We start from the raw sequence: 26,768 nt of genomic DNA, 5'->3' as shown, positions 1-26,768 counted from the left end.
AGACCCGAAGCCGAGTGATCTACCCATGGGCAGGTTGAAGCGAGGGTAAGACCTCGTGGAGGACCGAACCCACCAGGGTTGAAAACCTGGGGGATGACCTGTGGGTAGGGGTGAAAGGCCAATCAAACTCGGTGATAGCTGGTTCTCCCCGAAATGCCTTTAGGGGCAGCCTCGGACGTTCAGCATCGGAGGTAGAGCACTGATTGGGCTAGGGGGCCTACAAGCTTACTGAACTCAGTCAAACTCCGAATGCCGATGCTTCAGAGTCCGGGAGTGAGGCTGCGGGGGCTAAGCTCCGTAGCCGAGAGGGAAACAACCCAGATCGCCAGCTAAGGTCCCGAAGTTCGTGCTAAGTGGAAAAGGATGTGGGATCGCCCGGACAACCAGGAGGTTGGCTTAGAAGCAGCCACCCTTGAAAGAGTGCGTAACAGCTCACTGGTCAAGTGATCCTGCGCCGATGATGTAACGGGGCTCAAGCACGACACCGAAGCTGCGGGATCGCTCATTTGGCTCGGCGCACGAGGGAGGCCTTGTGCGTCCAGGCCGAGCGATCGGTAGGGGAGCGTTCTCACGCGAGTGAAGCGGCGGGGTAACCCAGCGGTGGACGCGTGAGAAGTGAGAATGCCGGCATGAGTAGCGAAAGACGGGGGAGGAGCCCGTCCGCCGAATGCCCAAGGGTTCCTGGGGAAGGTTCATCCGCCCAGGGTTAGTCGGGACCTAAGGCGAGGCCGAGAGGCGTAGCCGATGGACGACTGGTTGATATTCCAGTACCACCTCATCCGCGCCCATCCCGAATCCGAGGTACTAAGGGAACCCCTTCGGGGGCTACCGACCAACTCGGTACTAGGGAAGCGAAGGGGGGACGCAGGAGGGTAGGTCGACCCACGCGATGGTCGTCGTGGGGCAAGTGCGTAGAGGGGTCTTCTAGGCAAATCCGGAGGGCCGTAACCTCGAGGCACGATGCCGAGCCGCTTCAGGCGAAGCGATCGATCCCATGCTGCCGAGAAAAGCCTCTAGCGAGTGGTTGAGGTGCCCGTACCCCAAACCGACTCAGGTGGGCAAGTAGAGAATACTCAGGCGATCGAGAGAACCCTGGTTAAGGAACTCGGCAAATTGCCTCCGTAACTTCGGGAGAAGGAGGACCACGGTAGGGTGAAGGCCCTCGCGGCCGAAGCTCGAAGTGGTGGCACAAACCAGGCCCAAGCGACTGTTTACTAAAAACACAGGTCCGTGCTAAGTCGTAAGACGACGTATACGGACTGACACCTGCCCGGTGCTGGAACGTTACGGGGAGGGGTCAGCTCCCTTCGGGGGGCGAAGCTCCGAACCCAAGCGCCAGTAAACGGCGGCGGTAACTATAACCGTCCTAAGGTAGCGAAATTCCTTGTCGGGCAAGTTCCGACCTGCACGAATGGTGCAACGACTTGGGCACTGTCTCAACCGGGGACTCGGCGAAATTGCAATACGAGTAAAGATGCTCGTTACCCGCGACAGGACGGAAAGACCCCGGGACCTTTACTACAACTTGGTGTTGGGTTCTGACTGATGTTGCGTAGGATAGGCGGGAGGCTTTGAAGCTCGGGCTCTGGCTCGGGTGGAGCCAACCTTGAAATACCGCCCTACATTTGTTGGGACTCTAACCTCGGTCCGTGATCCGGATCGGGGACAGCGCCTGGTGGGTAGTTTGACTGGGGCGGTCGCCTCCTAAAGCGTAACGGAGGCGCCCAAAGGTTCCCTCAGCCTGGTTGGCAATCAGGCGTCGAGTGCAAGGGCACAAGGGAGCTTGACTGCGAGACCGACGGGTCGAGCAGGTGCGAAAGCAGGGCCTAGTGATCCGACGACTCCATGTGGAAGGGTCGTCGCTCAACGGCTAAAAGGTACCCCGGGGATAACAGGCTGATCGCTCCCAAGAGTCCATATCGACGGAGCGGTTTGGCACCTCGATGTCGGCTCGTCTCATCCTGGGGCTGGAGCAGGTCCCAAGGGTCGGGCTGTTCGCCCGTTAAAGAGGCACGCGAGCTGGGTTTAGAACGTCGTGAGACAGTAAGTGACCGTTGCTGTCGGTAAATCCGGCTAAATGCTGGGAACACCGTGAATCCCGCGCTACTCGCCGTGTCGTCGATGATTGCTAGCGTCGCGACATGTGCAGTGACAATGCGTCGGGTGCGGTCAATCAGCAGGAAAGGCTGGATGCCTACATTGCGGGATACGTCGACGGAGAAGGATCATTCCACGTAGCGGTGCAGCGGAATCCGTGGACCAGGAACGGGTGGCAGCTCGTTCCAGAGTTTCACGTGAGCCAGAATCCCGAACGACGTCAGGTCCTCGACCTGATCCGGGAACGGCTCGGCTGCGGCAGGATCCGCGAGAACCATCGCGGATCTGCGGACACGTCGCTTGTCTTCGTTGTTCGCAACCGAGACGATCTGATGACCAAGGTCATCCCCTTCTTCGTGACACAACCACTCCTGAGTAGCAAGCAACAGGATTTCCTCGTCTTCGCCGACATCGTTCGAGCGATGACGCGCGGAAAGCACCTGAGCTCGGAGGGGTTCCGGTCACTGCGGCGGCGGGCGCTCTCCATGAATGGAGGCGGCCGGTACCGACGTGTGCACCGGGTGTAGGTATCCAGAATCCTCAGAGACCATATGCCGGATGCCGTGGCCTTCTTCGGTACCCGAAGAGGGAACGACGCGGCGAAGAGATGGTCCGACCTGCATGGCGACGTGCAGAGCCAGGCAGAAATGACCTGGCCGCCGAGCGACCGCTCGGTGGTAACAGAAGTGTCGGTCCCTATCCGTCGTGGGCGTAGGAGACTTGCGGGGAGCTGCCCCTAGTACGAGAGGACCGGGGCGGACGAACCTCTGGTGTGCCAGTTGTCGCGCCAGCGGCACGGCTGGTTAGCCACGTTCGGAAGAGATAAGCGCTGAAAGCATCTAAGTGCGAAACTCGCTCCAAGATGAGGTCTCCCACAGGGTCAAACCTGGTAAGGCCCCTCGCAGACTACGAGGTTGATAGGCCGGAGGTGTAAGCGCGGCAACGCGTTGAGCCGACCGGTACTAATAGGCCGAGGACTTGACTTTGCTCGCGCTCGCTATCAGTTCCCGAGCTCTGCTCGGGGGCGACCCCCAACGAACGTCCCGAACGATGGGGAAACGTCGTTTCGGTGGCCATGGCGGAGGGGAAACACCCGGTCCCATCCCGAACCCGGAAGTTAAGCCCTCCAGCGCCGATGGTACTGCCCGGGCGACCGGGTGGGAGAGTAGGTCGTCGCCGGACATTCTTGGGAGCCCGCCTCGATCCCGAGGCGGGCTCTTGCTTTTGGACGCCTCGCAGTTGCCATCGAACGTACCGGCGCGCGGGTACGCTGGCCCGTCGATGCCCAAGGCGCTCCAACCTCGTCGAAGACCCGGTCAGCGCGCGGGCGCGGGATCGCGCCGGCGAGCTCTTCCGCCCGACGTCGTGTCTGAGCTCCGTCACACCGCCCGCGCGGGAAAGGCCGACGACGCGATGAACCGCCTGGAACGCGCCGTACAACTCCTCGAACGTGGCGACGCGAAGGGCGCGGCCGCCGAGGCAAGCAAGGCAAAGGACGTCGCGCCGCGTTCCGCCGCCGTCCGCGAGGTGCTCGGTCTCTCCTACTATCGGCTCGAGCGGTTTCGTGAGGCGCTCGCCGACATGCAGACGTATCGTCGCGTCTCTGGTCGCGCCGATCAGAACCACATCATCGCCGACTGCCTCCGCGCGCTCGGCCGGCCGGAACGTGCGGTGCCGCTCGCCGAGGAGGCGCTCGCCGCCAAGGGTGTCTCGCTCGCCGCGAAAGCGGAGGCCGTGATCGTCGCCGCGAGCGCGCTCGCCGATCAGGGAAAGTTCGACCAGGCCCTCGGGCTGCTCCGCCGCGTTCGAACTCGCGAGGACGTCGCGGGTCCCGAGGTCATCCGGGTCTGGTACGTGACCGGCGACATCCTCTCGCGCGCCGGCAGGAAACAGGAAGCAGTCCGAGAGTTCCGCAAGATCATGCGCCACGATGCGTCGGCGTACGACGTCGCCGAGCGCGTCGCTCAGCTCTCCTGATCGGCCGCCGCGGCCGCAGTCTCGCGTTCCCGACGCTTGTCCCAGTACCGCATGATCCCCATGGCGTTCATGCGAACGCCCGCCAGGATCTCGAACCGGTCGAGGTCGATCGCCGCTTCCGACCCCGTCTCCACGTCGTGGCGGGCTTCCGCTTCGAGCAAAGACACGATCTCGTCGAGATCATGCGTCGTCTCCATCGCCACGCGCACCGACTCGGTCCACGCGCGGAAGCGTTCGACGGCGAGGTCGCAGATCCGCTCGACGTCGCGAACGGGACCGAAGTGCGAGAACAGCACCACCTCTCCGGCGAGTGAGCGGATCTTCTGAATGCTTTCTATGGCGAGCTCCAGGTCGTATTCCGGCGGCGGCGTCGCCGGGCGGAGCACGGGGACGTCTGGGGGATGGATGCCGAGCGCGTCACCGGTGAACACAACCCCCGTCGCCGAGTCGACGAGCGCGACCTGATGTGAGGCGTGTCCCGGGGTGGCGGTTGCGGTGAGCGCTCGCCCGCCGAGCTCGATCATGCTTCCATCCGTAACGCTCTGGATCCGTTGGGCCGGAACGGGTTCCACCATGCCGAACAGCGACGCCATCCGCTCCTCGCCGTACACCCTGGTCGCACTCGCGACGAGCCGGGTCGGGTCGGCGAGATGCTGCGCCCCGCGTTCGTGCACCCACACCGTCGCCTTCGGATACGAGCCGCACAACGTCCCGACGCCGCCGGCGTGGTCGAGATGGATGTGCGTCACCACGATGTGTGCCAGGTCGTCGCGGCCGATCCCGAGCCTGTCGAGCCCGGCTTTCACACGTCCGGCAGATGTGGTCGGTCCGGTCTCGACGATCGCCGGTTCACGAGCGTCGAGCAGGTATGCGGCTGTGTACCGCTCGAGGCCCCCGTAGAACGTATCGATCGCCGTGATGCCGTCGGCGACGTCGAAGACAACGGGATCCATTCGGGCGAGTCTACGCGTGCCAGTTGTGTCACTGGCTCCTGCTACCGTCGCGCGATGTCGGGACGACTCGAGGGAGGGTCAATGGTGGCCGTGAACGTCGTCGTGCTCGCCGGGACGGTGTCCGCCGATCCTGTCGAGCGGCGCATGCCGTCAGGCGACGAAGTGACCGAGCTTCGGCTCTCCGTTCCGGAGGCGGGCAGACGCCTCCTCCCCTTACCCGTCGCCGTGTGGCATCGCGATGTCGGCAAGCGCGCGTTGAAGGGCCTCGGCAAAGGCGACGACGTGCTCGTGTACGGCCAGTTGGTGCGGCGGTTCTACCGGAGCGGAGCGGGAGCGAGGAGCCTCACCGAGGTCGTCGCCTCGGGCATCAAGAAGCTCGAGGCGCCGGAGGTGGAGTAGGCGTCGCTCGGACGAGCGGCGTCACTCGGCCTCGAGCGGGCGCATCACCATGCCCGTCCGCGGCTTCGGCCAGAAGAACGTGGACTTCTGCGGCAGCGTGTGACCGAGCTCGACGACGCTGCGGATCGTCTCGGCGTTCGTCGGAGGCAAGAGGTACGCGGCCGTGGCCTCGCGACGGCGAACGACGTCCTCTGCGGCGACGGCGTCCGGCGTGAACCGCAACGTCTGCGATTGACCGGCGAGCACCTGCTCGTGCAGCCGCGATACGGCGGGAGGTTCGCCGACGAGCTCGGCGACGCGATGCTCGAGAGCCCCGCCCTCGAACGCGACGGTTCCGTACGCGAGCTTCCGGTCGTCGACCGAGTCGAGCACCTCCTCGAGGTCGCGGACTCGGGTTCCCGTGGTCGGCGGCGATCCGTCGAGCGCGATGCGATGGAACGGCAAGACCGGCGGGTCCTCGAACGCCGCGTCGACGAGGAACATCATCACGCGGTCCCAGGGGCCCGGACCGTGGCGCGCGCGTAACTCATCTCTGTAGCGGAGCGCCGTGGCGTATCGGTGATGTCCGTCGGCGATCATGAGCGACGTCGATCCGAGCCACGTGGCAAGGTGCGCGTCCGGAGCCGACACCCACATGCCGTGCTCGACGCCGTCGTCGTCCACGAGCGACGCGGCGGGTTCGCCCGACGTTGCCTCCTCGAGCCACCTCGCGAGCTCCGGGATGGGACCGGCGAACACCGCGTAGATGCACGACGGGTTTGCGCCGATCGCGCGCATGAGCCGGAGCCTGTCCTCGACCGGACCACGCATCGTGCGCTCGTGCGGAACAATGCCGCCGCCCCAGTCCTCGAGCTCAAGCGCGCAGATCAGCCCTCGGATCCGACGGGGCCGGCCGTGGAAGTGGAATCGCATCTCGTACGGGTAGTAGGCGGGACCGTCGGTGGTCACAAGGACGCCGTCGTCGCGCCACAGCGACAGCGATCGCGCGGCCTCCGCGTAGGGATCGAGTTCGCGTCCAGGTTGCGCGTTCGCGTCCTCGGCGAGATCGAGGCGGATCACGTTGTAGGGACTCGCGGAGAGGTAGCGGGCATGCTCCTCCTCCGAGATCACGTCGTAAGGTGGTGCCGTGACGACCTCGAACGAACCGACTCGGTCGCGCTCGAAGCGCAGGCCGACGAACGGGAAGATGCGGGGCACGCGGGATGTATAGCAGGCGCCCCGAACACGAGACCGAGTCGGCCTACGACCTGTTCCACCGGGGCGTCGGGTTCCTCTCGCACGGACATCCGCACCAGGCCGCGATGCTCCTGTCGCGGGCGAAGCTGCTGGAGCCGGACAAGGCGTCGATCCGAGAGGCGCTCGGGCGTGCGCTGTTCAACGCGGGAAGGGCGCTCCGCGCACGACGGGAGTTCGCCAGGGCCGTCCAGATCGATCCCGCGAACGACTACGCGCACTTCGGGCTGGCGCTGGCGTGTGAGCGGACCGGCCAGCGCTCGCGCGCGATCGGTCATCTGAAGCTCGCCATCGCGATGCGACCCGGCGTCGACGATTACGAACGCGCGCTTGCCCGGCTCGCCGGGTGATGCTCGCAGCGCGCTACGACGCGCTGCTGTTCGATCTCGACGGAGTGATTTACCGCGGTGACGAGGTGGTCGAGGGTGCTCCGGAGACGATCGAGGCCGTTCGCAGCGCCGGAGCGGGGGTGGTGTTCCTCACCAACAACTCGTCTCGGACAGCCGAGCGCGTGGCGGAGAAGCTGGCTCGCCTCGGGGTGAGGGCCGACGCGTCCGAGGTGATGACGTCCGCGGTCGCCACCGCCGAAATGCTCGCTCGAAGTGGCGGTGGGACCGCGTACGCCATCGGGGGTGAGGGTGTCACTCGTGCGCTCGTCGACGCGGGCATCGACGTCGTCGACGGCCAACCTCCGCGCGTCGATCTCGTCGTCGTCGGGATCGACGACGACTTCACGTACGCGCGGCTCCGAACGGCGAGCGTGCTCGTTCAGCGGGGGGCACGCCTGGTCGCGACGAACGCGGATCGGACGTTCCCCGCAACCGGCGGCGAACTGTGGCCCGGGGCGGGCGCGCTGGTTGCCGCACTGGAGACCTCGACCGGAGTCGAGGCCGAGGTCGTCGGCAAGCCACACGCGCCGCTGTTCGAAGCGGCCCTTCGTCGCTCGGGCGGGTCGACGCCGCTCGTGATCGGCGATCGCCTGGACACCGACATCGCGGGCGCGAACGCGCTCGGCTGGGACTCGATGCTGGTGCTCTCGGGTGTCTCGACGGAGGCGGAGCTTTCGGGCTCACCCTTCCGCCCGACGTACGTCGCACGCGACGTTCGAGCCTTGCTCGACGAGGACGCGGTCGAGCGCGTCGGTAGAGCACTAGACGCGGACGACGATCAGAAGTAGTCGGGCCGGGCCGGATACGCCTGGGGAGTTCCGACGTGCGGTCGTCGGTAGAAGAGCCACGCCACGATCGCTCCGAACCCGAACCCGCCGATGTGAGCCCAATAGGCCACACCGCCGCCGACGTCGATACCGAGCGATCCGACCCCGCTGAACAATTGCAGCACGAACCACGCACCGAGCACGAACAACGCGGAAACGTCGAGCACGGTGATCAAGAAGAAGAAGACGAGGACCGTCACGCGGGCGCGCGGGAAGAGGACAGCGTACGCGCCAAGGACCGCACCGATCGCACCGGACGCCCCCAGGCTGGGGATCGTCGAGTTTGGGTCGAACACGAACTGCAGCGCCGCCGCGGCGACCCCCCCGAGCAGGTAGAACAACGGGAAGACGACGTATCCGAGCCGATCCTCGACGTTGTTCCCGAACACCCACAGGTACAGCATGTTCCCCGCGATGTGGAGCCAGCCACCGTGCAGGAACATCGCCACGAAGATCGACGCAAGCCAGCTCTTGTCCGGACAGTCCTGCTGCAGCTCAGCCTGGAGCTGGGCGCCCACACCGACCTGACGGAACTCCTCGTCGAGGGCCTGTCGCGCTTCGGCTCCGCCGTCGGCGAGGTTTTCCTGGTGAGCGATCTCGAAGGGGATCTCCGCGTTGCAGAAGAAGAACATCTGCTGTTCGAAGTCGGACCCGCCGAGCGTCGGCTGCCAGAACAGGAAGATCACAACGTTCGCGGCGATCAAGCCGAGCGTGAGGATCGGCACCCGACGCGTCGGGTTGGCGTCGCGGAGGGGGATCATCGCTGACGCCCGCCAGCAGCGCGCACCCGGCGAGCCTAGCAGCGGCGAGGGTCTCGGGTCGCTCTATCCTTGCGACACACCGACGGATACGCCCTCGGCGAGCCGGAAAGGAGGTCACGTGACTCGTCGGCGCCTGGACGCGGAGCTCGTTCGTCGTGGACTCGTGGCATCGACCGACGACGCACGCGTCGCGGTCGAGAGCGGCTCCGTTCGCGTCGCTGGCCGCCGGGCGGACAAGCCGACGACCCTCGTCGACGACGCGATGCCGGTCGAGATCCTCGCGAGCGCCGAGCGCCGGTACGTCTCGCGTGGCGGGGAGAAACTCGAGGCCGCCGTCGACGCGTTCGCCATCGACGTCGACGGGCGGCGCTGCCTGGACGCCGGCGCGTCGACCGGCGGGTTCACCGATTGCCTGCTCCGGCGGGGAGCCGCCCACGTCGTGGCCGTTGACGTGGGGTACGGCCAGCTGGCGTGGTCGCTCCGAACGGACGAGCGCGTCACGTTCCTCGAGCGGACGAACGTTCGCGAATTGACGCCGGCGTTCCTGCCGTACGCTCCCGACCTGGTGGTCGCGGACCTGTCGTTCATCTCCCTCCGCTCGACGATCCCGGCGCTTGCCGCCGTGGCCGACAGGAGTGCCGACTTCGTCCTGCTGGTGAAGCCGCAGTTCGAGGCGGAGCGCTCGGACGCTCCGGGAGGCGTCGTCCGCGACCCGGCCGTGTGGCGGCGCGCGATCGAGGGCGTAGCGGACGCCTGCCGGGGCGAGAACCTCGAACCGACGAGCGTGCTCGCTTCCCCGCTCACCGGTCCGGCCGGGAACGTCGAGTTCTTCGTGCACGCCGTCACGGACGGAACGCCACCGGCGCCCGGGAGGTTCGACGTCGACTCCGCCGTGCAGGCGGGCCGCACGCTGGTGGAGGTCCGGTGAAGCGCGTCGGACTCGTCGCGCACCCAACGAGACCCGCCGCCAAGGAGGCGGCCGATCGGCTCGAGCTGTGGTTCGAGGAGCGACGGATCGAGGTGCGCCGGACCGATGGCACCCATACCGAGGACGAGACCGCCGCCGTCGCGTTCGCCCAGGACCTGGATCTCGTCGTCGCCGTCGGCGGTGATGGAACGCTCCTCCGCGCCGCGCATCTCGCGTCGCGATGCGACGTGCCGATCCTCGGCGTGAAGGTGGGCCGCATGGGTTTCCTCACGGAGGTCGAGCCTGAGTACGCTGGCGATCTGCTCGAGCGCATCGTCGAAGGACGCGCTCGGATCGAGGAACGCTTGGCCATGCTGGCGGAGCTCCGCGAGGACGTATCTCCCGCACAGTGGGCGCTGAACGAGGTCATCGTCGAGAAGACCGCGCGGCACCGGCTGATCCGGCTCGCCGTATACGTCGACGAAACGTACGTGACGACGTTCTCGGCAGACGGCGTGATCACTGCGACACCGACCGGCTCGACCGCGTACTCGTTCTCGGCCGGCGGCCCCATCGTGACGCCGTCCGTGCCGTGCATCGTGGTCACGCCGATCGCGCCCCACATGGTGTTCGATCGATCGCTCGTGCTCGATGCGGATGAGCGGGTGACGATCGAGGTGCTGGGCGATGAGGCGGCCGTCGTCTCCGCCGACGGACGGGCGAGCCTGGAGGTGCCGGTCGGCTCGCGGGTTCGGATCGGTCGCGCGCCACGGCCGGCTCGGTTCGTTCGGCTCGACGACACACCGACGTTCCATGAGCTGGTGCGGCGGAAGTTCGACCTCCCCGGTTCTCACGCACACGGCGATCCTCGGTCCTAGCCCGTCGGATACCCTGTGGCGTACCGGATCGGGAGCGTCGCGCCGCGACGCGGACGTCTCGTGCGCTCAGGGAGGCCGTGCGACGGCGATCAGATCGAAGACGTTGTTCGGACGGCCCTTGCGGCGTCAACGGCCGAACGAGGGTTCCGCCCGCGTCGACGCGCGTACGAAGCTTCTCGTCCAGCGCGCTGGCGCGGGCGACATCGCCGTCATCGATCATGAGGATCTCGACCGCGTCTCTGCGGAAGCGCTGGTCCGCGCCGGTGTCGCCGGCGTGGTGAACGCTGCCACCTCCATCACCCGCCGATATCCGAACCTCGGACCGCTGACTCTGGTGGGAGCGGGGATCCCCTTGATCGACTCGTGTGGATCCCTCCTGCTCAAGAAGATCCGAGAGGGCGATCCGGTGAAGCTCCGGGGCGACCGAGTGCTCGTCCGCGATCGGCTCGTCGCGGTCGGCATCCGCCAGAGCGAGAGCGCCATCCGAGACGCGATGGCAACGGCGCAACTGGCGCTGGCGGAACGGTTCGAGAGCTTCGCCGCGAACACCGTCGACTTCATGCAGCGCGAACGCGACCTGTTGTTCGGAGGCTCGGGCCTGCCGCCGCTCGCGCACGACCTGGCCCGTCGCCACGTTCTCGTGGTGGTTCGCGGTCCCAACCACAAGGAGGACCTCGCAGTACTCGGTCCGTACATCCGCGACGTGCGCCCGGTCCTGGTCGGCGTCGACGGTGGGGCCGACGCACTGATCGAGGCGGGGTACCGACCGGAGATCATCATCGGCGACATGGACAGCGTGTCGGACGGCGCCCTCCGCCTTGCGCTGGCGAACGGTCATCTGTGGAGGCGGAGGCCACCGACGGAGGTCGTCCTGCACGCGTACGAGGACGGTCACGCGCCGGGCCGCGCCCGCCTGGACGACCTCGGCGTCCCGTACTCGGTCGTCGCCGCAGCGGGAACGAGCGAGGACGTCGCGTACCTGCTCGCGCACGAGAAGGGCGCCGAGACCATCGTGGCTGTGGGGAGTCACGGCAACCTGCGCGAGTTCCTCGACAAGGGACGAAGAGGCATGGCGAGCACGTTCCTCGTCCGCCTTCGAGTCGGGGAGATCCTGATGGACGCGAAGGGCGTGTCCCGCGTGTACTCGTCTCGCCTGCGAACCCGCGACGGTCTGCTCCTCGTGGGGGCGGCGTTCGCCGCGATCGGCGCCGTGATCGCCGTATCGCCCCCGCTCCGGCTGTACGTGATCCAGCTGTTCGAGGAGTTCCGGCAGTGGTTGTTCGACCTGAAGGCGTTGCTGTGATCTCGTTCCGGTATCACGTCGTAACGATCGTCGCGGTCTTCCTGGCGCTGGCGATCGGGCTCCTCGGTGGGGGAGCGTTCGTTCAGCCGGCGCTGCAGGACCAACTGGAGCAGCAGACCCTGGAGCAGCTGCGGAACAACGCGGAGCTTCGCGAACAGCTCGATGAGGTGAGGGCTGAGGTCGCGGCGATGAACGGGTTCGCGTCGTCGGCACTGCCGTACCTCGCCCGCGACCGCCTCATCGGGAGCACCGCGGTGATCGTGGCGCACGAGGACGTCGAGGACGCCGTTGTCGCCAGCGCCGAGGAGGCGCTCACTATCGGTGGCGCCGAGATCGTCGCGTCAATCTCCGCGTCGAGCGATCTGTTGTCGGAGGACCCCGAGACGCAGGCGCAGCTTGCGGACATCCTGGGGATCTTCTCGGCGCCGCCCGAGGAGCTGTCGGCGGCGGCAGCTGCCGCGCTCGCGCGACGGCTGCGCGCGGCGCCCGACGACGGCGCCCTTCCAGAGGACGACGTGCTGAACAGGTTGCTGTCGGCCGGGTTCTTGGATACGAGCGAGGAGAAGCCGAGCCTCGACGACATCGGTCGGAGCGGACAGATCGTCGTCGTGCTCGCCGGGGGCGCCACCGAGGAATCCGCGCTCGCGCCTGACGCGTTCGCGGTTCCGCTCGTGGACGCGCTCACCGAGCTGGGTGTTCCCGTCGCGGCCGGCGAGTCGGCCACGACGCCCGTTCCGTACGTCGGCGCCGTCGACGGCGACGGCGTGGTGACCGTGGACGACCTGGACCTCACCATGGGTGGCGCCGCGCTCGTTCTGGGGCTGGATCGACTGCTCGCCACCGGCGAGGGCGGGACATACGGGCTCAAGGACGGGGCGGATCCCCTGCCGCCACTCGCGTAACCGGGGGCCTGGCGGCGGGCGCGGCGAGCGAGGCGAGCCTCGAACGGACGCCCCGAACGGAGCGCGTGGTGGCGCTCGTGGCCGCGCGCGACGAGGCCGAGCTGATCGGGATGACCGTACAGGCGCTCCGGATGATCGACGGCGTCTCGGAGGTCGTCGTCGTCGACGACGGATCGCGCGACGCCACGTCGGCGAGGGCGATCGAGGCCGGCGCTACGGTATTTCGGCGGGAGCGCCCCCTCGGCAAGGGCGATGCCGTCGATCGAGCGCTCCAGGGCGCGATGGCCGACGTATGGCTGCTCGCGGACGGCGATCTCGGCTCGAGCGCGTCGGCGCTGGCCGCGGTGCTCGAGGCCGTGCTCGAGGGGGATGCCGATCTCGCCATCGCCGCGTTCCCCCCGGAGCGTGAGGGCGGCGGGTTCGGGCTCGTGAAGCGAGCCGCGCGCTGGGCGATCCGCCGTCTGTGTGGATTCGACGCGACCGAACCGCTCTCCGGTCAGCGGGCGATGACCGCGACGGCGATCGACGCGGTCCGGCCGCTCGCGCACGGATTCGGGATGGAGACGGCGATGACCATCGATGCCGTGCGCGCCGGACTCCGCGTCGTCGAGGTGCCCGCTGGGCTCTCGCACCGGCCGAGCTTTCGAAACGCACGCGGGTTCGTCCACCGGGGCAGACAGGGGTGGGACGTCGTGCGTGCGGTCCTGCCGCGTGCGTTCCGGTTCCGATGAGGTGGGGACGGTTCGCGACAACGAACCACCGCGGCGTACCGGTGCCGATGGTGCTCGGCATCGCGCTCGCGCTGTGCGCGACGGCGTCGACCGTTGTGTACGCGACCGTCCGCGGAGCCGGCGCGGCGGCCTGGGGAGCGCTCGCGGGCATGCTCCTCGTCTTCGCGGCCGGGCTCGTCGACGACCTCGTACCGGTCGGGCCGCGCGGGTTGCGGAACCACCTGCGCGAGCTCGTGTCTGGGCGGATGACGACGGGGATCCTGAAGTTGATCGTGACCGTGGGGGCGTCCGTGTTCGCCGTTGCGCTGCAACCGGAACGCGCGGCGTACGCCACGGTGGCCGCGGTCGTGCTCTTGGCGGCGTCGGCGAACGTGTGGAACGGCCTCGACGTGCGTCCGGGGCGTGCGTTGAAGGCGTTCGTCTTCGTCTGCGTCGCGTTCGCGGTCTGGGGCGATCTCGCCAATGTCCCCGCGATGGCCGGCCTTGCCGCCTGCGCGATCGTCGCGCTCCCGTTCGACCTCACCGAGCGCGCCATGCTCGGGGATGGCGGCGCGAACCTGCTCGGGTTCGCCGTCGGCCTGGCGATCGCCGACGTGCTGGCCGATCCCTGGGTACCCGTCGCGGCCGTCGCCGCGGTCGGGCTGAACATCCTGGCCGATACGGTGACGTTGAGCCGCGTGATCGACGCGACGCCGCCGCTCCGCTGGGCCGACGGGCTCGGCCGAAGGCCCTGAGCACGCACGAACACGGCAATTCGCCCCTGAAAGTCGAGGAGCACGCTCGACGCGTCGGGCCGCTCTGTTACGATGCCATCCCGACGTGCAGACGCCACTGGGGAAGCCGCCGGGAAAGAAGGATCCGAAGTTCATCTTCGTCACCGGTGGCGTCGCCTCCGGCCTCGGTAAGGGCATCACCACCGCCTCGCTGGGCCGCCTCTTCCGCTCCCGCGGACTTCGGGTCGCTCTCCAGAAGCTCGATCCGTACGTCAACGTCGACCCGGGCACCATGAACCCGTTCGAGCACGGCGAGGTGTTCGTGCTCGACGACGGGGCCGAGACGGACCTGGATCTCGGCCACTACGAGCGCTTCACCGGGGAGAACCTCCACCGCGGTTCCAACGTCACCACCGGCGCGGTCTACTCCGCCGTGATCCAGAAGGAACGCAGAGGTGACTACCTCGGCAAGACCGTGCAGGTCATCCCACACATCACCGACGAGATCAAGGAGCGCATCCGCAACCACGCCGCGGCCGAGAACGCCGACGTTGTGATCGTCGAGGTGGGCGGGACCGTCGGCGACATCGAGTCGCTGCCGTTCCTGGAGGCGATTCGCCAGCTGCGAAACGAGGTGGGACGCGACCGCTGCGCGTTCGTCCACGTGAGCCTGATGCCGTTCATCGGTCCGTCGGGTGAGCTCAAGACCAAACCGACGCAGCACTCGGTCAAGGAACTGCGTTCGATCGGTCTGCAGCCGGACGCGATCGTGTGCCGTTCGGACCGAGTGATCGGTCGGCACCTCAAGGAGAAGGTCAGCCTGCTGTGCGACGTGCCGATCTCCGGCGTCGTGTCCGCGCCAGATTCGGACTCGATCTATCGCGTGCCGCTCGTGTTGCACGACGAAGAGCTCGACCGTGAGCTCGCGCATCACTTGCGGATCGACGCCGAACCCAACCTGAACGAGTGGCGCGACCTCGTCCACCGTATCGACGCCGCGTCCGAACCCGTTCGGATCGCGATCGTTGGCAAGTACGTGAACCTTCGCGACGCCTACCTGTCGGTGATCGAAGCGCTCAAGCACGGTGGGTTCCACCACGGCGCACACATCGAGATCGAGTGGATCTCGTCGGACGACCTCGAGGGCGGCGACATGCGCGAGATCTTCGAGGGGATCCATGGGATCGTCGTCCCGGGCGGATTCGGATGGCGTGGTGTGGAGGGCAAGCTCGACGCGATCCGTTACGCGCGCGAGAACGGCGTCCCGTACCTCGGTCTGTGCCTCGGCCTGCAGTGTGCGGTGATCGAGTTCGCCCGCAACGTTTGCGGGCTCGACGCAGCGAACTCCTCCGAGTTCGATCCGGCCACTCCGCACCCGGTGATCGACCTGCTGCCGGAGCAGAAGAACGTTACGGATCTCGGCGGGTCGATGCGCCTCGGCGCGCAGCCGTGCCACGTGACTCCGGGCAGCAAGGCTGCCGAGGTGTACGGCGAACCCGTCGTGTACGAGCGGCACCGTCACCGGTACGAGGTGAATCCCGCGTACCACGAGGCGTTGTCGGAGAAGGGTCTCGTGTTCTCCGGCATGTCGCCCGATGGGCGACTCGTCGAGATCATCGAGCTCGAGGACCACCCGTTCTTCATGGCCGGGCAGTTCCACCCCGAGCTCCGCTCGCGGCCGACGAGGCCGCACCCGTTGTTCCGCGACTTCATCGGCGCCGCGTTGAAACTAGCGCGCTCCGGACCTGTGGCGGAACCCCCGCTGGTCGTCCGCCGTTAGCACGACGATGCGGCGTCCGCCGTCGACGCGGCGATGACCGACGACACCTCGCGCCAAGAGCCGATGTCGGCGGAGACCGTCTACGACGGTTCGATCTTCGCGCTCGTCCAGGAGCGCTGGCCGAATGGCGAGTACGACGTCGTTCGCCACAGGGGTGCAGCCGCGGTCGTACCGGTGACGCCCGACGGCGACGTGCTCCTCGTTCGACAGTTTCGGCCGGCGATCCGGCAGGAGCTCGTGGAGATCCCCGCCGGGCTGCTCGACACCAGCGGTGAGGACGCGCTCGCGTGCGCGGCGCGTGAGCTGTTCGAGGAGACGGGATATCGACACGAGTCGATGGAGTTCATCGGGGGCATCTACACGTCGGCGGGCTACTCCGACGAGTTCATCCACCTGTTCTGGGCCAGGACGTTCGCCGAGCCCGAGGCCATGCCGGAGGAGGGAATCCAGCTCGTCCGCACGCGGTTCGCGGAGATGGCGGCGGCGGCACGCGCCGGCCGCATCCGCGACGCGAAGACCGCGCTCGCGCTCGTCCTGACCGCGCGCAGACTGGACACGTCATGATCCATCCCGCCACCCGCTACGCCCGAAGCGGCGAGCTCAACATCGCCTACCAGGTCGTCGGAGACGGACCGTTCGATCTCGTCTACGTCCCGGGGTGGGTCTCGAACCTCGATCTGATGTGGGAGGAGCCGTCGTACGCGGGACTCCTCGAGCGGTTCGCTTCGTTCTCGAGACTGATCCTGTTCGACAAGCGCGGGACTGGACTCTCCGACCCGGTGCCGTTCGACCAGCTGCCCACCCTGGAGCAGCGCATGGACGACGTCCGCGCGGTGATGGACGCCGCCGGATCCGAGCGCGCCGCGTTGCTCGGCCACTCCGAGGGCGGCAACATGTGCATCCTGTTCGCGGCGACGTATCCCGACCGAGCGTCCGCGCTCGTCTTGGTGGGGTGCTACGCCAAGCGCATCCGATCCGACGACTACCCGTGGGCTCCGGCGTGGGACGAGCGCATTCGCGAGATCGAGGACACGGAGCGCTCGTGGGCGGACCCCGACGTCGTACGGACGCTCGCGCCGAGCAGGGCCGACGACGCGAGGTTCGTGGCGTGGCTGACCCGCTACCTCCGCGCGTCGGCGAGCCCGAAAGCCGGGGCGGGGCTCCTGCGGATGAACTCCATGATCGACGTACGAGACGTCTTGCCGGCGATCCGCGTGCCGACGCTGCTCGTCTACCGGTCGCACGATCTCGACGTGAACGTCGAGGAAGGACGGTACATCGCGTCGCGGATCCGGGGTGCTCGCCTCGTCGAGCTACCGGGACGCGACCACCTGATGTGGACCGGCAACGCCGACGCGATCGCGGACGAGGTCGAGGGCTTCCTGACCGGGACCCGCCGCGGGCCCGAGCCCGACCGAGTGCTCACGACCGTGCTGTTCACCGACATCGCCGGGTCGACCGCACGCGCCGCCGAGATCGGTGACCGTGCGTGGAAGCAGCTCGTCGATCGCCACGACGAGGCCATCCGACGCCAGCTCGACCGGTGGCGCGGACGTGAGGTCGATACCGCGGGCGACGGGTTCCTGGCGACGTTCGACGGACCGGCCCGAGCGGTGAGATGTGCGTCGTCCGTCGTCGACGCGGTACACGAGCTCGGCCTCGACGTCCGCGCGGGCGTTCACACAGGCGAAGTGGAGGTCGCCGACGCCAACGTGCGCGGGATCGCCGTCCACATCGGATCGCGCGTCGCCGCGCTTGCGGCTCCTGGTGAGGTGCTCGTTTCCAGGACGGTCGTCGATCTCGTCGCCGGATCGGGGATCGCGTTCACCGATCGGGGTGAGCACTCGTTGAAGGGTGTGCCCAGCGTGTGGCAGCTGTTCGCCGTGGAGCCGGGCCGAGACGCCGGGTAGGCTTTGCCGGAGGGCGCAACCGCTTCCATCTCCGCGAAAGGGCCGTCGTGATCGTCGGGGTCCCCAAGGAGCTGAAGGACAACGAGTACCGCGTCGCGCTCACGCCGGAGGGCGCGAGGGAGCTCACGCGCGCGGGGCACGACGTCCTGATCGAGGATGGCGCCGGCGAGGGCTCCGCCGTCCCGCAGCAGCGATACGAACGCGCCGGAGCCGACGTCGTCGGCGGCGCCGACGAGCTGTGGTCGAGCTCCGACATGATCCTCAAGGTCAAGGAGCCGATTCCGGAGGAGTACCCACGCCTCCGCGAGGGTCAGATCCTGTTCACCTACCTCCACCTGGCCGCCAGCGCGGAGCTCACGAAGACGCTGCTCGAGCGGAAGGTCTCTGCCGTGGCGTACGAGACCGTGCAGCTGCCCGACGGACGGCTTCCGCTCCTCGCTCCGATGAGCGAGATCGCCGGCCGGATGGCGCCGCACGTGGCGGCGAGATTGCTCGAGAAGGAGTACGGCGGTCGGGGCGTGCTCATGGGGGGCGTCTCCGGCGTTCGTCCGGCGCGAGTGCTCGTGCTCGGCGCCGGCATGGCCGGCTCGAACGCCGCGGTGATCGCCGCCGGTATGGAGGCCGAGGTCCTCGTCGTCGACAAGAACCTCGACAAGCTCCGTTTCGTCGACACGATCCATCGCGGCCGCATCACGACGCTGATGTCGGACCAGCTCACCCTGGAGCAGCGGGTTCGGGACGCCGACGTCGTGATCGGGGCGGTGCTCATCCCCGGTGCGCGCGCGCCGAAGCTCGTGTCGGAGGAGATGGTCGCGTCGATGCGCGCGGGGTCCGTGGTGATCGACGTCGCGATCGACCAGGGCGGGTGTATCGAGACGGCGCGCATGACGACGCATTCGGATCCCACCTACGTCGTGCACGGCGTGGTCCACTATTGCGTCGGCAACATGCCCGGAGCCGTCCCGAACACATCGACCTACGCGCTGACGAACGTGACGCTGCCGTACGCGATCGACGTTGCGACGAAGGGTCTGGAGCAGGCCGTGCGCGAGGATCCCGCGCTGGCCCTCGGCGTCAACGCGTACGCCGGCGCGCTCACCAGCGACGCTGTCGCCGAGGCGCACGGCGTTGCGTACACCCCGCTCGCGGACGCAGGCGTCGGCTGAGCGCGGAGCCGCTCCGTGCGTGAGGATGTTTCGTCTCAGATTGAGCGGTTCCTCGATCATTTGACGGTCGAACGCGGTCTGTCGCGCCATACGATCGCGGCATACCGGCGGGACCTGGCCAGGTACGCGGAGTTCCTGCGGCGCCGTCGCGTCCGCGACGCGACGGCGGTCACGGCGCGGAACGTAACGGCGCACATCGCGGGAGTGTCGTCGTCGACCCACGGAGACGGCGTGCCGTACCGTGCGACGTCGGTGGTGCGTGCGCTGTCGTCGATCCGAGCGTTCCACCGATTCCTGATGCGCGAGGGTGAGGCCGACGTCGACCCGACCGCCGGCGTCATCCGCCCAAGGCTCCCGCGGCGCCTTCCCAGACCGCTGTCAGTCGAGGACGTGGGGAAGATCCTGGCGCAGCCAGGTCCTTCCACTGTGCAGGGCCTCCGCGACCGAGCGGTCCTCGAGACGCTGTACGGCGCGGGGCTGCGCGTCTCAGAGCTGGTTGGTCTGGACGTCGACGACGTGGACCTGGAGGAGGGTCGCGTTCGCGTTCTCGGGAAGGGGAGCAAGGAACGGGACGTTCCGCTCGGCCGGTACGCGCGGGACGCGATCGCCGCCTACCTCACACGCGTGCGCCCCGAGATCGCGACGGCACGCTCGCGGTCGGCCCTGTTCCTGAACCTCCGAGGGGGCCGACTCACGCGACAGGGATGCACCGGAATCCTCGAACGACACGCCGCGGCGGCGAGGATCCAAGCGCGCGTGAGCCCGCACACGCTCCGGCACTCGTTCGCCACGCATCTGCTCGAGGGCGGCGCGGACGTGCGCGTCGTGCAGGAGCTCTTGGGACACGCGAGCGTTGCCACCACGCAGGTCTATACGCTGGTATCGAAAGAGCACCTGCGAGAGGTGTACTTCAGCTCGCACCCCCGAGCGCGGTCGAGCGGGCGGAGCGTGAAGGGAGGGGGAAACCGTGTTGGAGCCGTCGAAGCTGGCGGAGCTCCGCGCTGAGCTCGAGCAGCAGCGAGAGAACCTGCGCAAGGAGATCGTCGAGCAGGGGGGCGATCCCGACTCCGACGACGCAGCGATCGACGTCGAGCGTGGATTCGCCGACAGCGCGCACAGCACGGCCGAGCGCGCGCGGTTGTTGTCGGTGATGAAGGCCCTCCGCTCCAATCTTCGGTGGGTCGACCGCGCTCTCACCAAGATGGAGCTCGGCACGTACGGGACGTGCGAGCGGTGCGGGAACCCCATCGGGATCGAACGGCTCGAGGCGCTGCCGTGGGCGATCCTGTGCATCGACTGCAAGCAGAAGGGCGAGGGCCGCTGACCACTCCCGAGTCGGCGCGGCTCGTCCCCCGCGTCCTGATCGTCGTGTGCGATTCGTTCGGCGTGGGAGACGCGCCAGACGCCGAAGCGTACGGCGACGAGGGGTCGGACACACTCGGCAACACCGCCAAGGCGGTCGGCGGCATCGTCGCGCCGAACCTTGGAAGTCTCGGGCTGGGAATGCTCACCGACATCGTCGGTATGGAACCGGGCGCCGAGGCCGGTACGGCGCACGGTCGGCTCACCGAGCGCTCCGCCGGCAAGGACACGACGACCGGTCACTGGGAGATGTCGGGCATCGTCCTCGACACAGCGTTCCCCCTGTATCCCGACGGGTTCCCGCCGGAGGTGATCGAGCCGTTCGAGCGCCAGATCGGACGTGAGGTCCTCGGCAATTTCCCGGCATCGGGGACAGAGATCATCGACCGACTGGGTGAGGAACACCTTCGAACCGGTCGCCCCATCGTGTACACGAGCGGAGACTCGGTCTTCCAGATCGCAGCACACACCGACGTCGTCAGCCTGCAACAGCTGTACGAGTGGTGCCGCGTGGCGCGGCGTCTGCTGACCGGCCCACACAACGTCGGTCGGGTCATCGCGCGCCCGTTCACCGGTGAGCCGGGAGCGTTCGTCCGGCGACCCGAGCGCCGCGACTTCTCGGTGCCGCCACCGGGACCGACGCTCCTCGAGCGGTGCCGCGACAACGACGTCTCGGTGTATGGCGTGGGCAAGATCCAAGACATCTTCGTGGGGCAGGGGCTTACCGAGGCCGTGTATTCGGACTCGAACGATCACGGCGTCGATCTGACGATCCGATATCTGCGACGGCCGGCGCCGGCGCTCGTCATGGCGAACCTGGTGGACTTCGACAGCAAATACGGCCATCGGAACGACCCCGATGGATACGCGCACGCCGTAGAGGCTCTCGACCGTCGCTTGCCCGAGGTCGTCGATGCGCTCGAAGGCGGTGTGTTGTTGCTCACCGGCGACCACGGCTGCGACCCCACGACGCCCTCGACGGACCACTCACGAGAGCGGACGCCCCTCCTCGCGGCAGGCGTCCCGGGTGGGCCGCACGACGTCGGCGCCCGAGAGTCCTTCGCAGACCTCGGTGCGACGGCCGCGGAACTCCTGGGGGTGCCGTGGGACCTCGAGGGGACGAGCTTCGCCCGGCAGATGGGGTTCTGACGATTGGAAGTCGAGTCTTGAGGTGAGCTCGAGGGTCGCCTGGGCACGCAGGTCCGTCTATCGACCTCGACCTGAGGGTTGGTATCAGGCTTCCTGGAGAGGTGGGCGACGGAGAACGTGAGCATCACGGATCCGCGCCGTGTCCTCGAGGTCAAGCGTGATGGCGGCCGCCTGGACCCGGACGACCTGCGGGCGTTCATCCTCGGATACGCCCGGGGAGAGATCCCCGACTACCAGGCGTCGGCGTTCCTGATGGCGGCCTTCGTCAACGGGCTCGACGACGCCGAGACGCTGGCGCTGACCCGGGCGATGGTCGATTCCGGGCGAACGATCCCGCTCGAAGGGGTCACGCGCCCGAAGGTCGACAAGCACTCGACCGGTGGCGTCGCGGACGGCGTGACGCTGCTGTTCGCCCCGCTCGCGGCCTCACTCGGTCTCGCCGTGGCCAAGCTGTCCGGCCGAGGTCTCGGGCACACGGGCGGAACGCTCGACAAGCTCGAGGCGATACCGGGATTCCGAACGGATCTCGAGCCGGACGCGTTCGAGCGCCAGGTCGAACAGATCGGGTGCGCGGTGGCGGCGCAGACCGCGGACGTGGTTCCTGCCGACGGGGCGCTGTACGCCCTTCGCGACGTGACGGCAACGGTGCCGTCGATCCCGCTGATCGCCGCAAGCGTCATGTCCAAGAAGCTCGCCGTGGGAACCGACCTGATCCTGCTCGACGTGAAGGCGGGGAGCGGCACATTCATGAAGACGCCCGAGGACGCAACGGCGCTGGCGAAGGCGTGCGCGAAGCTCGCGACCGACTGGGGCCACCGAACGCGGTGCGCAGTGACCGACATGTCGCAGCCGCTCGGCGACGCGATCGGCAACGCGCTCGACATCCAGGAGGCGGTGGCGCTCCTCCGAGGCGAGATGCACGGACGGCTTCGCGACGCCGCGGTGATGTTCGCCGGCGAGGCGCTCAGCAGGTTGACGGGGATCGCCATGGGAGAGGGGCGCGCACGAGCCGCCAAGGCGATCGATTCAGGTGAAGCGCTCGAGTCGTTCCGGAAGATGATCGATTCGCAGGGCGGCGAAGCGGCCGTCGTTGACGAGCCGGAAGCCGTTCTGCCTCGAGCTCCGGTCGTCACGCTGATCCTGGCTGAGCGCGACGGCTATCTCACCACCGTGGACGCGGAATCGTTGGGCCGCGCCAGCGCCGACCTCGGTGCGGGGCGGAAGCGAAAGGGCGATCCGATCGATCCTGCCGTCGGTATCGTGTTCCGGCCCAAGATCGGTGACCGCGTCGAGAGCGGACAGCCGCTGGGGTCGGTGCACGCGCGGAGCGAAGAGGACGCGGAGACCTGCCTCACACGGATCGCGGCCGCGATCACCATTGGTGACGAACCGGTCGACGTGCCGCCGCTCGTGTTCAGCTGGTACGGAGACTAGAGCGATGGATCTCGAGAACCTCAGGTTCGCGCTCTACCTGGCGATCTCGCTCGTCCCGGCACTCGTGCTGCACGAGTACGCGCACGCGTTCGTCGCGGTGCGGCTGGGGGATCCCACGCCACGTCGGTGGGGGAGACTGACGTTCAATCCGCGACCGCTGATCGACCCGTTCGGGTCGGTGATCCTTCCGATCCTGGGGCTGATCCTCATCGCGGCTCGCGGAGCGTTCCTGCTGCCGATCTTCGCGTACGCTAAACCGCTCCCGCGTGACGCCTCCTATCTGCGCCAGCACCGGCGGGACACGCTGCTGATCGCGTCGGCGGGCCTGGTCGCGAACGTCGTCCTGATCTTCGTGGGTGGCATCCCCATCCGGCTCGGCGCGTCTGGTGAGCTCCAGCTCTTCGCGTTCGCGTGGGTGATCGTGAACGCGTACATGTTCGGCTTCCAGTTGATGCCGATCCCCGGCTTCGATGGCTCCAGGCTGCTGGCGCCGTTCCTGTCGCCTCGCGCACGCGAGGTGTTCCTCAACCTCGAGCAGTACCTCGTCCTGTTCGTGTTGGTGATCTTCTTCGTGCTGTCGGGGCCGTTTCGTTCCATTGCCGCCGCGTTCGGCAACATCGCCTGCAATCTCGCCGCGGGCACCGACTGCGTCGTGTGACGTCCCGAGACGGCGGACCCTCGGCGTTATCATCGGCCGCATCGTGACGTCCTCTCGGAGCAGCGCTCGCCGCGATCACCACGCCATCGCGCCGCCCGACGCGAAGGGGCGAGTGCTGACGGGGTTCCGCCCCACCGGACCGATGCACATCGGTCACTGGTTTGGCAACGTGATGAACCTCGTCCGTCTGCAGGAAGACCATGAGGCGTTCTACTTCCTGGCGGACTGGCACATGCTGACGACGCACTACGACCGGACGGAGGAACTGCCAGAGAACGTCCGCACGTTGGCGCTCGATCTGGTCGCCGCCGGCGTCGACCCGAACCGCGTCACCTTCTATCGCCAATCCGACGTCAAGGAGGTCGCCGAGCTGACGCTCCTGCTCGGGATGATCACGCCGCTCGGCTGGCTCGAGCGAGTCCCAACGTACAAGGAACGCCTCCGCGACATGGCCGAACGCGATGTGGCGAACTTCGGCTTGCTCGGCTACCCGGTGTTGCAGACCGTCGACATCACGATCGTGAAGGGCGAGCTCATCCCGGTCGGGGAGGATCAGGTCTCGCACGTGGAGCTCACGCGCGAGCTCGTTCGCCGGTTCAACCGTCACTACGGAGACGTGCTGGTCGAGCCGCGGGCGCTGCTTTCGAACGCCCCTTCGGTCCCGGGATCGGACGGCCGCAAGATGAGCAAGTCGCTCGACAACACGATCGATGTGCGCGACGACGAGGCGACGATCCGGCGAAAGGTCCGAAGCTTCATCACCGATCCGATGAAAGTGCGTCTCGGCGATCCCGGACGGCCGGACATCTGTCCGATCTTCGCGCTGCACCGGCTCTTCTCGCAGGACATCTACGAGTGGACGCGCGAGAACTGCAGCACCGGCGCGTTGCCATGCGTCGACTGCAAGACGAACCTGGCAGACCGCATCGTCGCGTACTACGCGCCGTTTCGAGATCGTCGCGAAGAGCTCGAGCGCACGCCTGGGGTCGCCGAGAAGATCCTGGCCGAAGGACGCGAGAAGGTGGGACCCGTGGTCGAGGAGACGATGAAGGCCGTTCGCACGGCGATGAACCTCGCCTAGCGAGCGGAGCGAGCGGATGATTACGAGATGAGCGAGCCCCCCGTCGCGGAGAGCACGTTCGCGGTCGAACTCCCCGTTTTCAGCGGACCGTTCCGGCTCCTGGCGGAGCTGATCCTCGATCACAAGATCGACGTGTGCGACGTGTCGATCGCCACGGTCACCGACCGGTTCCTCGAACGCGCCAAGGACACCGAGGGGTGGGACTTGGAGGAGGCGACGTGGTTCCTCGCCGCATCCGCCGTGCTCCTCGAGCTGAAGGTGGGCCGGCTGATGCCGCGGCACGAGGTCCTCGACGAGGAGGACATGATCGGGATCTCGCCGGACCTCGTGTACGCGCGTTCACTCGAGCTCGCCGCATTTCGTCGCGTCGCCGCGGAAGTGCAACGCCGCGCCGAGGAGGAGGCCAGGCTGTTCAGGCGCGAAGCGGGCCCCCCTCCGGAGTTCGCACACCTGTATCCCGACGTTCTGGAGCGCGTCACGCCCGACGACCTGGCGCAGGCCGCCGCCATCGTCCTGCGCCCGCCGCCGCTCCTTGACCTCGGGCACGTCACACCGATCCGCTACACGATGGCGGAGGCGCTCGACGCGGTGCGTTCGCGTCTCGGCGAGCTCGGGCAGGCTTCCTTCCGGGATCTGGTCGCCGACTGCGAGGAGCGGATCCAGGTCGTCGTTCGGTTCCTGGCGCTGCTCGACTTGTATCGAGAGGGGAAGGTGGATCTCGCGCAGGCGCAGACGTTCGGTGAGATCGTCGTCAGCTGGGAGGGGGAACGACTGCATGCCCGATGACCGCACCGAGCCGCTGCGACGGCTGGAGGCGTTGTTGTTCGTCTCCGACGAGCCGGTAACGGCCGTCGCCATCGCTGACGCGCTCGAGATCGAACGACGCGACGCCGAGGAGCTCTGTGAGGAGCTCGCGCGACGGTACGAGGAGCGCGATGCCGGCATCGTCCTTCGCAATGTCGCGGGAGGGTGGCAGTTGGCCACGCATCCGGACGCCGCGGCCGTCATCGAACGCTACGTCGTCTCGACGCGCCACGCTCGGCTCACGAAGGCGATGCTCGAGACGCTGGCCATCGTCGCGTACAAGCAGCCGGTGACCCGCCACCAGGTCTCGTCGATCCGCGGCGTGAACTCTGACGGTGTTCTCCGCGCCCTTTCCGACCGCGGCCTCGTCGCCGAGGCCGGACGTGACGAGAAGCCCGGCCGGCCCGTGCTGTTCGGCACCACGCCGGAGTTCCTGGAGCGGATCGGCTTGCCCTCTCTGTCGGGGTTGCCACCACTCGCGCCACTGCTCGGGAACGGCGACGGTACCCTTCGCGCGTCCCTCGGTGAAGACGACGGCGACGGCGACGTGACGCAGGACGACGGCGCGGAGTCCTCGACCGACTGAACGAACCATGCCGGTTGAACGCCTCCAGCGCGCGCTGGCGCGGGCGGGATATGGCTCTCGACGCGCTTCGGAGGAGCTGATCGCGGGCGGTCGCGTGACCGTCAACGGCCGGACCGCTCGCCTGGGCGACCGTGTCGACGCCGAACGAGACGAGGTTCACGTCGACGGACAGCGCATCAGCGTGGATCCGGGGCTGCGGTACCTCGCCTTCCACAAGCCCCACGGCGTCACCACCACGATGAGAGACGCCCACGCCGAACGAGACCTTCGCCGTTACCTACCGAGCGGTTCGCGCGTGTTCGCCGTGGGGCGGCTCGACCGAGACACCGAGGGGTTGTTGCTCCTGACGAACGACGGCGAGCTGGCCCATCGGCTTGCGCACCCCCGTCACGGAGTGGAGAAGGAGTACCTCGCGGAGGTCGAGGGGACGGTCACCGAACGGCACGTCGCCCGGCTGCGCCGGGGGGTGCAGCTCCAGGATGGTGTCGCGCGTGCCGTCGTGGCGCAGAGCGTCGGGCACAGCGGTGACCGCGGCGCGATCCGCCTCGTCATGACCGAGGGGCGGAAACGGGAGGTGCGCCGAATGCTCGATGCCGTCGGCCTTCCCGTGCGCCGGCTGGTCCGAACTCGGCTGGGACCGATCAGGCTCGGGAAGCTCAAGCCCGGTGAGGTTCGAGACCTGACGGCGGAGGAGGTTCGCGGCTTGTACCGCGTCGCCGGCCTGTAGCGTTACGCCCCGCGGCGGGGACGGCCAAAGAGACGGAAGGA

At 67.7% G+C, this 26,768-nt stretch carries 26 protein-coding genes and 2 rRNA genes; 25 read left to right on the top strand and 3 right to left on the bottom strand.

Translation table 11 applies throughout. The annotated features are described in order from the left end of the window. The 3 genes from VFA08_04170 to VFA08_04160 form a co-directional block, all read left to right on the top strand. Positions 1 to 3,083: ribosomal RNA gene (locus VFA08_04170) — 23S ribosomal RNA — on the top strand; the annotation flags it as partial. A gap of 79 nt (positions 3,084 to 3,162) precedes the next feature. Beyond that, positions 3,163 to 3,279 (top strand): 5S ribosomal RNA (gene rrf / locus VFA08_04165). 99 nt (positions 3,280 to 3,378) lie between these two features. Next, entirely contained in the window at positions 3,379 to 4,074 is a 696-nt protein-coding gene (locus tag VFA08_04160; GenBank protein HYZ12784.1) for a tetratricopeptide repeat protein, read from the top strand. Here VFA08_04160 and VFA08_04155 read toward each other — a convergent pair. Beyond that, positions 4,062 to 5,027: an MBL fold metallo-hydrolase gene (locus tag VFA08_04155; GenBank protein HYZ12783.1), complete on the bottom strand. Its 966-nt coding sequence runs from the start codon at positions 5,025 to 5,027 to the stop codon at positions 4,062 to 4,064. The two genes, VFA08_04160 and VFA08_04155, sit on opposite strands and share 13 nt — an antisense overlap. A 54-nt stretch (positions 5,028 to 5,081) precedes the next feature. On the opposite strand from VFA08_04155, the gene VFA08_04150 reads away from it, so the two are divergent. Further along, on the top strand, positions 5,082 to 5,426 hold the full coding sequence (locus VFA08_04150; protein HYZ12782.1) for a single-stranded DNA-binding protein: 345 nt from the start codon (positions 5,082 to 5,084) through the stop codon (positions 5,424 to 5,426). 21 nt (positions 5,427 to 5,447) lie between these two features. Here the strand turns inward: VFA08_04150 and VFA08_04145 are convergent, their stop codons facing one another. Then, positions 5,448 to 6,623: a DUF1015 domain-containing protein gene (locus tag VFA08_04145; GenBank protein ID HYZ12781.1), complete on the bottom strand. Its 1,176-nt coding sequence runs from the start codon at positions 6,621 to 6,623 to the stop codon at positions 5,448 to 5,450. 5 nt (positions 6,624 to 6,628) lie between these two features. On the opposite strand from VFA08_04145, the gene VFA08_04140 reads away from it, so the two are divergent. Both VFA08_04140 and VFA08_04135 read left to right on the top strand, forming a co-directional pair. Then, positions 6,629 to 7,009 (top strand): tetratricopeptide repeat protein, encoded by a 381-nt coding sequence (locus VFA08_04140; GenBank protein HYZ12780.1) that lies wholly within the window; start codon positions 6,629 to 6,631, stop codon positions 7,007 to 7,009. After that, on the top strand, positions 7,009 to 7,836 hold the full coding sequence (locus VFA08_04135) for an HAD-IIA family hydrolase (protein ID HYZ12779.1): 828 nt from the start codon (positions 7,009 to 7,011) through the stop codon (positions 7,834 to 7,836). The genes VFA08_04140 and VFA08_04135 overlap by 1 nt, the downstream gene beginning before the upstream one ends. Here VFA08_04135 and VFA08_04130 read toward each other — a convergent pair. Beyond that, complete coding sequence (locus VFA08_04130) at positions 7,827 to 8,636, bottom strand: rhomboid family intramembrane serine protease (protein ID HYZ12778.1); 810 nt, start codon at positions 8,634 to 8,636, stop codon at positions 7,827 to 7,829. The genes VFA08_04135 and VFA08_04130 overlap by 10 nt on opposite strands. A 118-nt stretch (positions 8,637 to 8,754) precedes the next feature. Here VFA08_04130 and VFA08_04125 point away from each other — a divergent pair, with 118 nt between their 5' ends. From VFA08_04125 to VFA08_04035, 19 genes are all read left to right on the top strand, one after another. After that, the gene (locus tag VFA08_04125) at positions 8,755 to 9,564 is read left to right on the top strand and encodes a TlyA family RNA methyltransferase (GenBank protein ID HYZ12777.1); all 810 of its coding nucleotides are present in this window, start codon (positions 8,755 to 8,757) and stop codon (positions 9,562 to 9,564) included. Beyond that, a complete protein-coding gene (locus VFA08_04120) occupies positions 9,561 to 10,421 on the top strand; it encodes an NAD(+)/NADH kinase (GenBank protein ID HYZ12776.1) in 861 nt (286 codons plus the stop codon). Before VFA08_04125 ends, VFA08_04120 begins: the two co-directional genes overlap by 4 nt. A gap of 118 nt (positions 10,422 to 10,539) precedes the next feature. Further along, positions 10,540 to 11,724: a putative cytokinetic ring protein SteA gene (gene steA, locus VFA08_04115; GenBank protein ID HYZ12775.1), complete on the top strand. Its 1,185-nt coding sequence runs from the start codon at positions 10,540 to 10,542 to the stop codon at positions 11,722 to 11,724. Next, positions 11,721 to 12,626 carry a copper transporter gene (locus VFA08_04110; protein ID HYZ12774.1) on the top strand — a complete coding sequence of 302 codons (906 nt, stop codon included), beginning with the start codon at positions 11,721 to 11,723 and terminating at the stop codon, positions 12,624 to 12,626. Before steA ends, VFA08_04110 begins: the two co-directional genes overlap by 4 nt. Positions 12,627 to 12,694: 68 nt before the next feature. Beyond that, entirely contained in the window at positions 12,695 to 13,357 is a 663-nt protein-coding gene (locus VFA08_04105) for a glycosyltransferase family 2 protein (protein HYZ12773.1), read from the top strand. Then, a complete protein-coding gene (locus VFA08_04100) occupies positions 13,354 to 14,091 on the top strand; it encodes a hypothetical protein (protein HYZ12772.1) in 738 nt (245 codons plus the stop codon). Before VFA08_04105 ends, VFA08_04100 begins: the two co-directional genes overlap by 4 nt. 85 nt (positions 14,092 to 14,176) lie before the next feature. Then, entirely contained in the window at positions 14,177 to 15,850 is a 1,674-nt protein-coding gene (locus VFA08_04095) for a CTP synthase (protein HYZ12771.1), read from the top strand. A gap of 33 nt (positions 15,851 to 15,883) precedes the next feature. Further along, a complete protein-coding gene (locus VFA08_04090) occupies positions 15,884 to 16,414 on the top strand; it encodes an NUDIX hydrolase (protein HYZ12770.1) in 531 nt (176 codons plus the stop codon). Further along, positions 16,411 to 17,760, top strand: coding sequence for an adenylate/guanylate cyclase domain-containing protein (locus VFA08_04085; GenBank protein ID HYZ12769.1), 1,350 nt, complete (start codon positions 16,411 to 16,413; stop codon positions 17,758 to 17,760). The genes VFA08_04090 and VFA08_04085 overlap by 4 nt, the downstream gene beginning before the upstream one ends. Before the next feature lie 47 nt (positions 17,761 to 17,807). Continuing rightward, positions 17,808 to 18,926, top strand: a complete 1,119-nt coding sequence (gene ald / locus VFA08_04080; GenBank protein ID HYZ12768.1) for an alanine dehydrogenase — start codon at positions 17,808 to 17,810, stop codon at positions 18,924 to 18,926. A 15-nt stretch (positions 18,927 to 18,941) separates the two neighbouring features. Continuing rightward, on the top strand, positions 18,942 to 19,931 hold the full coding sequence (gene xerD, locus VFA08_04075; GenBank protein ID HYZ12767.1) for a site-specific tyrosine recombinase XerD: 990 nt from the start codon (positions 18,942 to 18,944) through the stop codon (positions 19,929 to 19,931). Next, the gene (locus tag VFA08_04070; GenBank protein HYZ12766.1) at positions 19,894 to 20,250 is read left to right on the top strand and encodes a TraR/DksA family transcriptional regulator; all 357 of its coding nucleotides are present in this window, start codon (positions 19,894 to 19,896) and stop codon (positions 20,248 to 20,250) included. Before xerD ends, VFA08_04070 begins: the two co-directional genes overlap by 38 nt. Continuing rightward, positions 20,202 to 21,437 carry a phosphopentomutase gene (locus VFA08_04065; GenBank protein HYZ12765.1) on the top strand — a complete coding sequence of 412 codons (1,236 nt, stop codon included), beginning with the start codon at positions 20,202 to 20,204 and terminating at the stop codon, positions 21,435 to 21,437. The genes VFA08_04070 and VFA08_04065 overlap by 49 nt, the downstream gene beginning before the upstream one ends. 117 nt (positions 21,438 to 21,554) lie before the next feature. Continuing rightward, positions 21,555 to 22,871, top strand: a complete 1,317-nt coding sequence (locus VFA08_04060) for a thymidine phosphorylase (protein HYZ12764.1) — start codon at positions 21,555 to 21,557, stop codon at positions 22,869 to 22,871. A gap of 4 nt (positions 22,872 to 22,875) precedes the next feature. After that, entirely contained in the window at positions 22,876 to 23,529 is a 654-nt protein-coding gene (locus tag VFA08_04055) for a site-2 protease family protein (GenBank protein HYZ12763.1), read from the top strand. 43 nt (positions 23,530 to 23,572) lie between these two features. Next, positions 23,573 to 24,610 carry a tryptophan--tRNA ligase gene (trpS, locus tag VFA08_04050; protein HYZ12762.1) on the top strand — a complete coding sequence of 346 codons (1,038 nt, stop codon included), beginning with the start codon at positions 23,573 to 23,575 and terminating at the stop codon, positions 24,608 to 24,610. 27 nt (positions 24,611 to 24,637) lie between these two features. Next, entirely contained in the window at positions 24,638 to 25,396 is a 759-nt protein-coding gene (locus VFA08_04045; protein ID HYZ12761.1) for a ScpA family protein, read from the top strand. Beyond that, on the top strand, positions 25,386 to 26,000 hold the full coding sequence (gene scpB / locus VFA08_04040) for an SMC-Scp complex subunit ScpB (GenBank protein HYZ12760.1): 615 nt from the start codon (positions 25,386 to 25,388) through the stop codon (positions 25,998 to 26,000). Before VFA08_04045 ends, scpB begins: the two co-directional genes overlap by 11 nt. 7 nt (positions 26,001 to 26,007) lie before the next feature. Next, a complete protein-coding gene (locus tag VFA08_04035; protein HYZ12759.1) occupies positions 26,008 to 26,727 on the top strand; it encodes a pseudouridine synthase in 720 nt (239 codons plus the stop codon). Positions 26,728 to 26,768 lie beyond the last annotated feature (41 nt).

It is taken from the genome of Actinomycetota bacterium, assembly GCA_035640355.1.
GTDB lineage: Bacteria > Actinomycetota > UBA4738 > UBA4738 > HRBIN12 > CALGFI01.
This window is presented reverse-complemented; position numbering and strand designations above follow the sequence as displayed.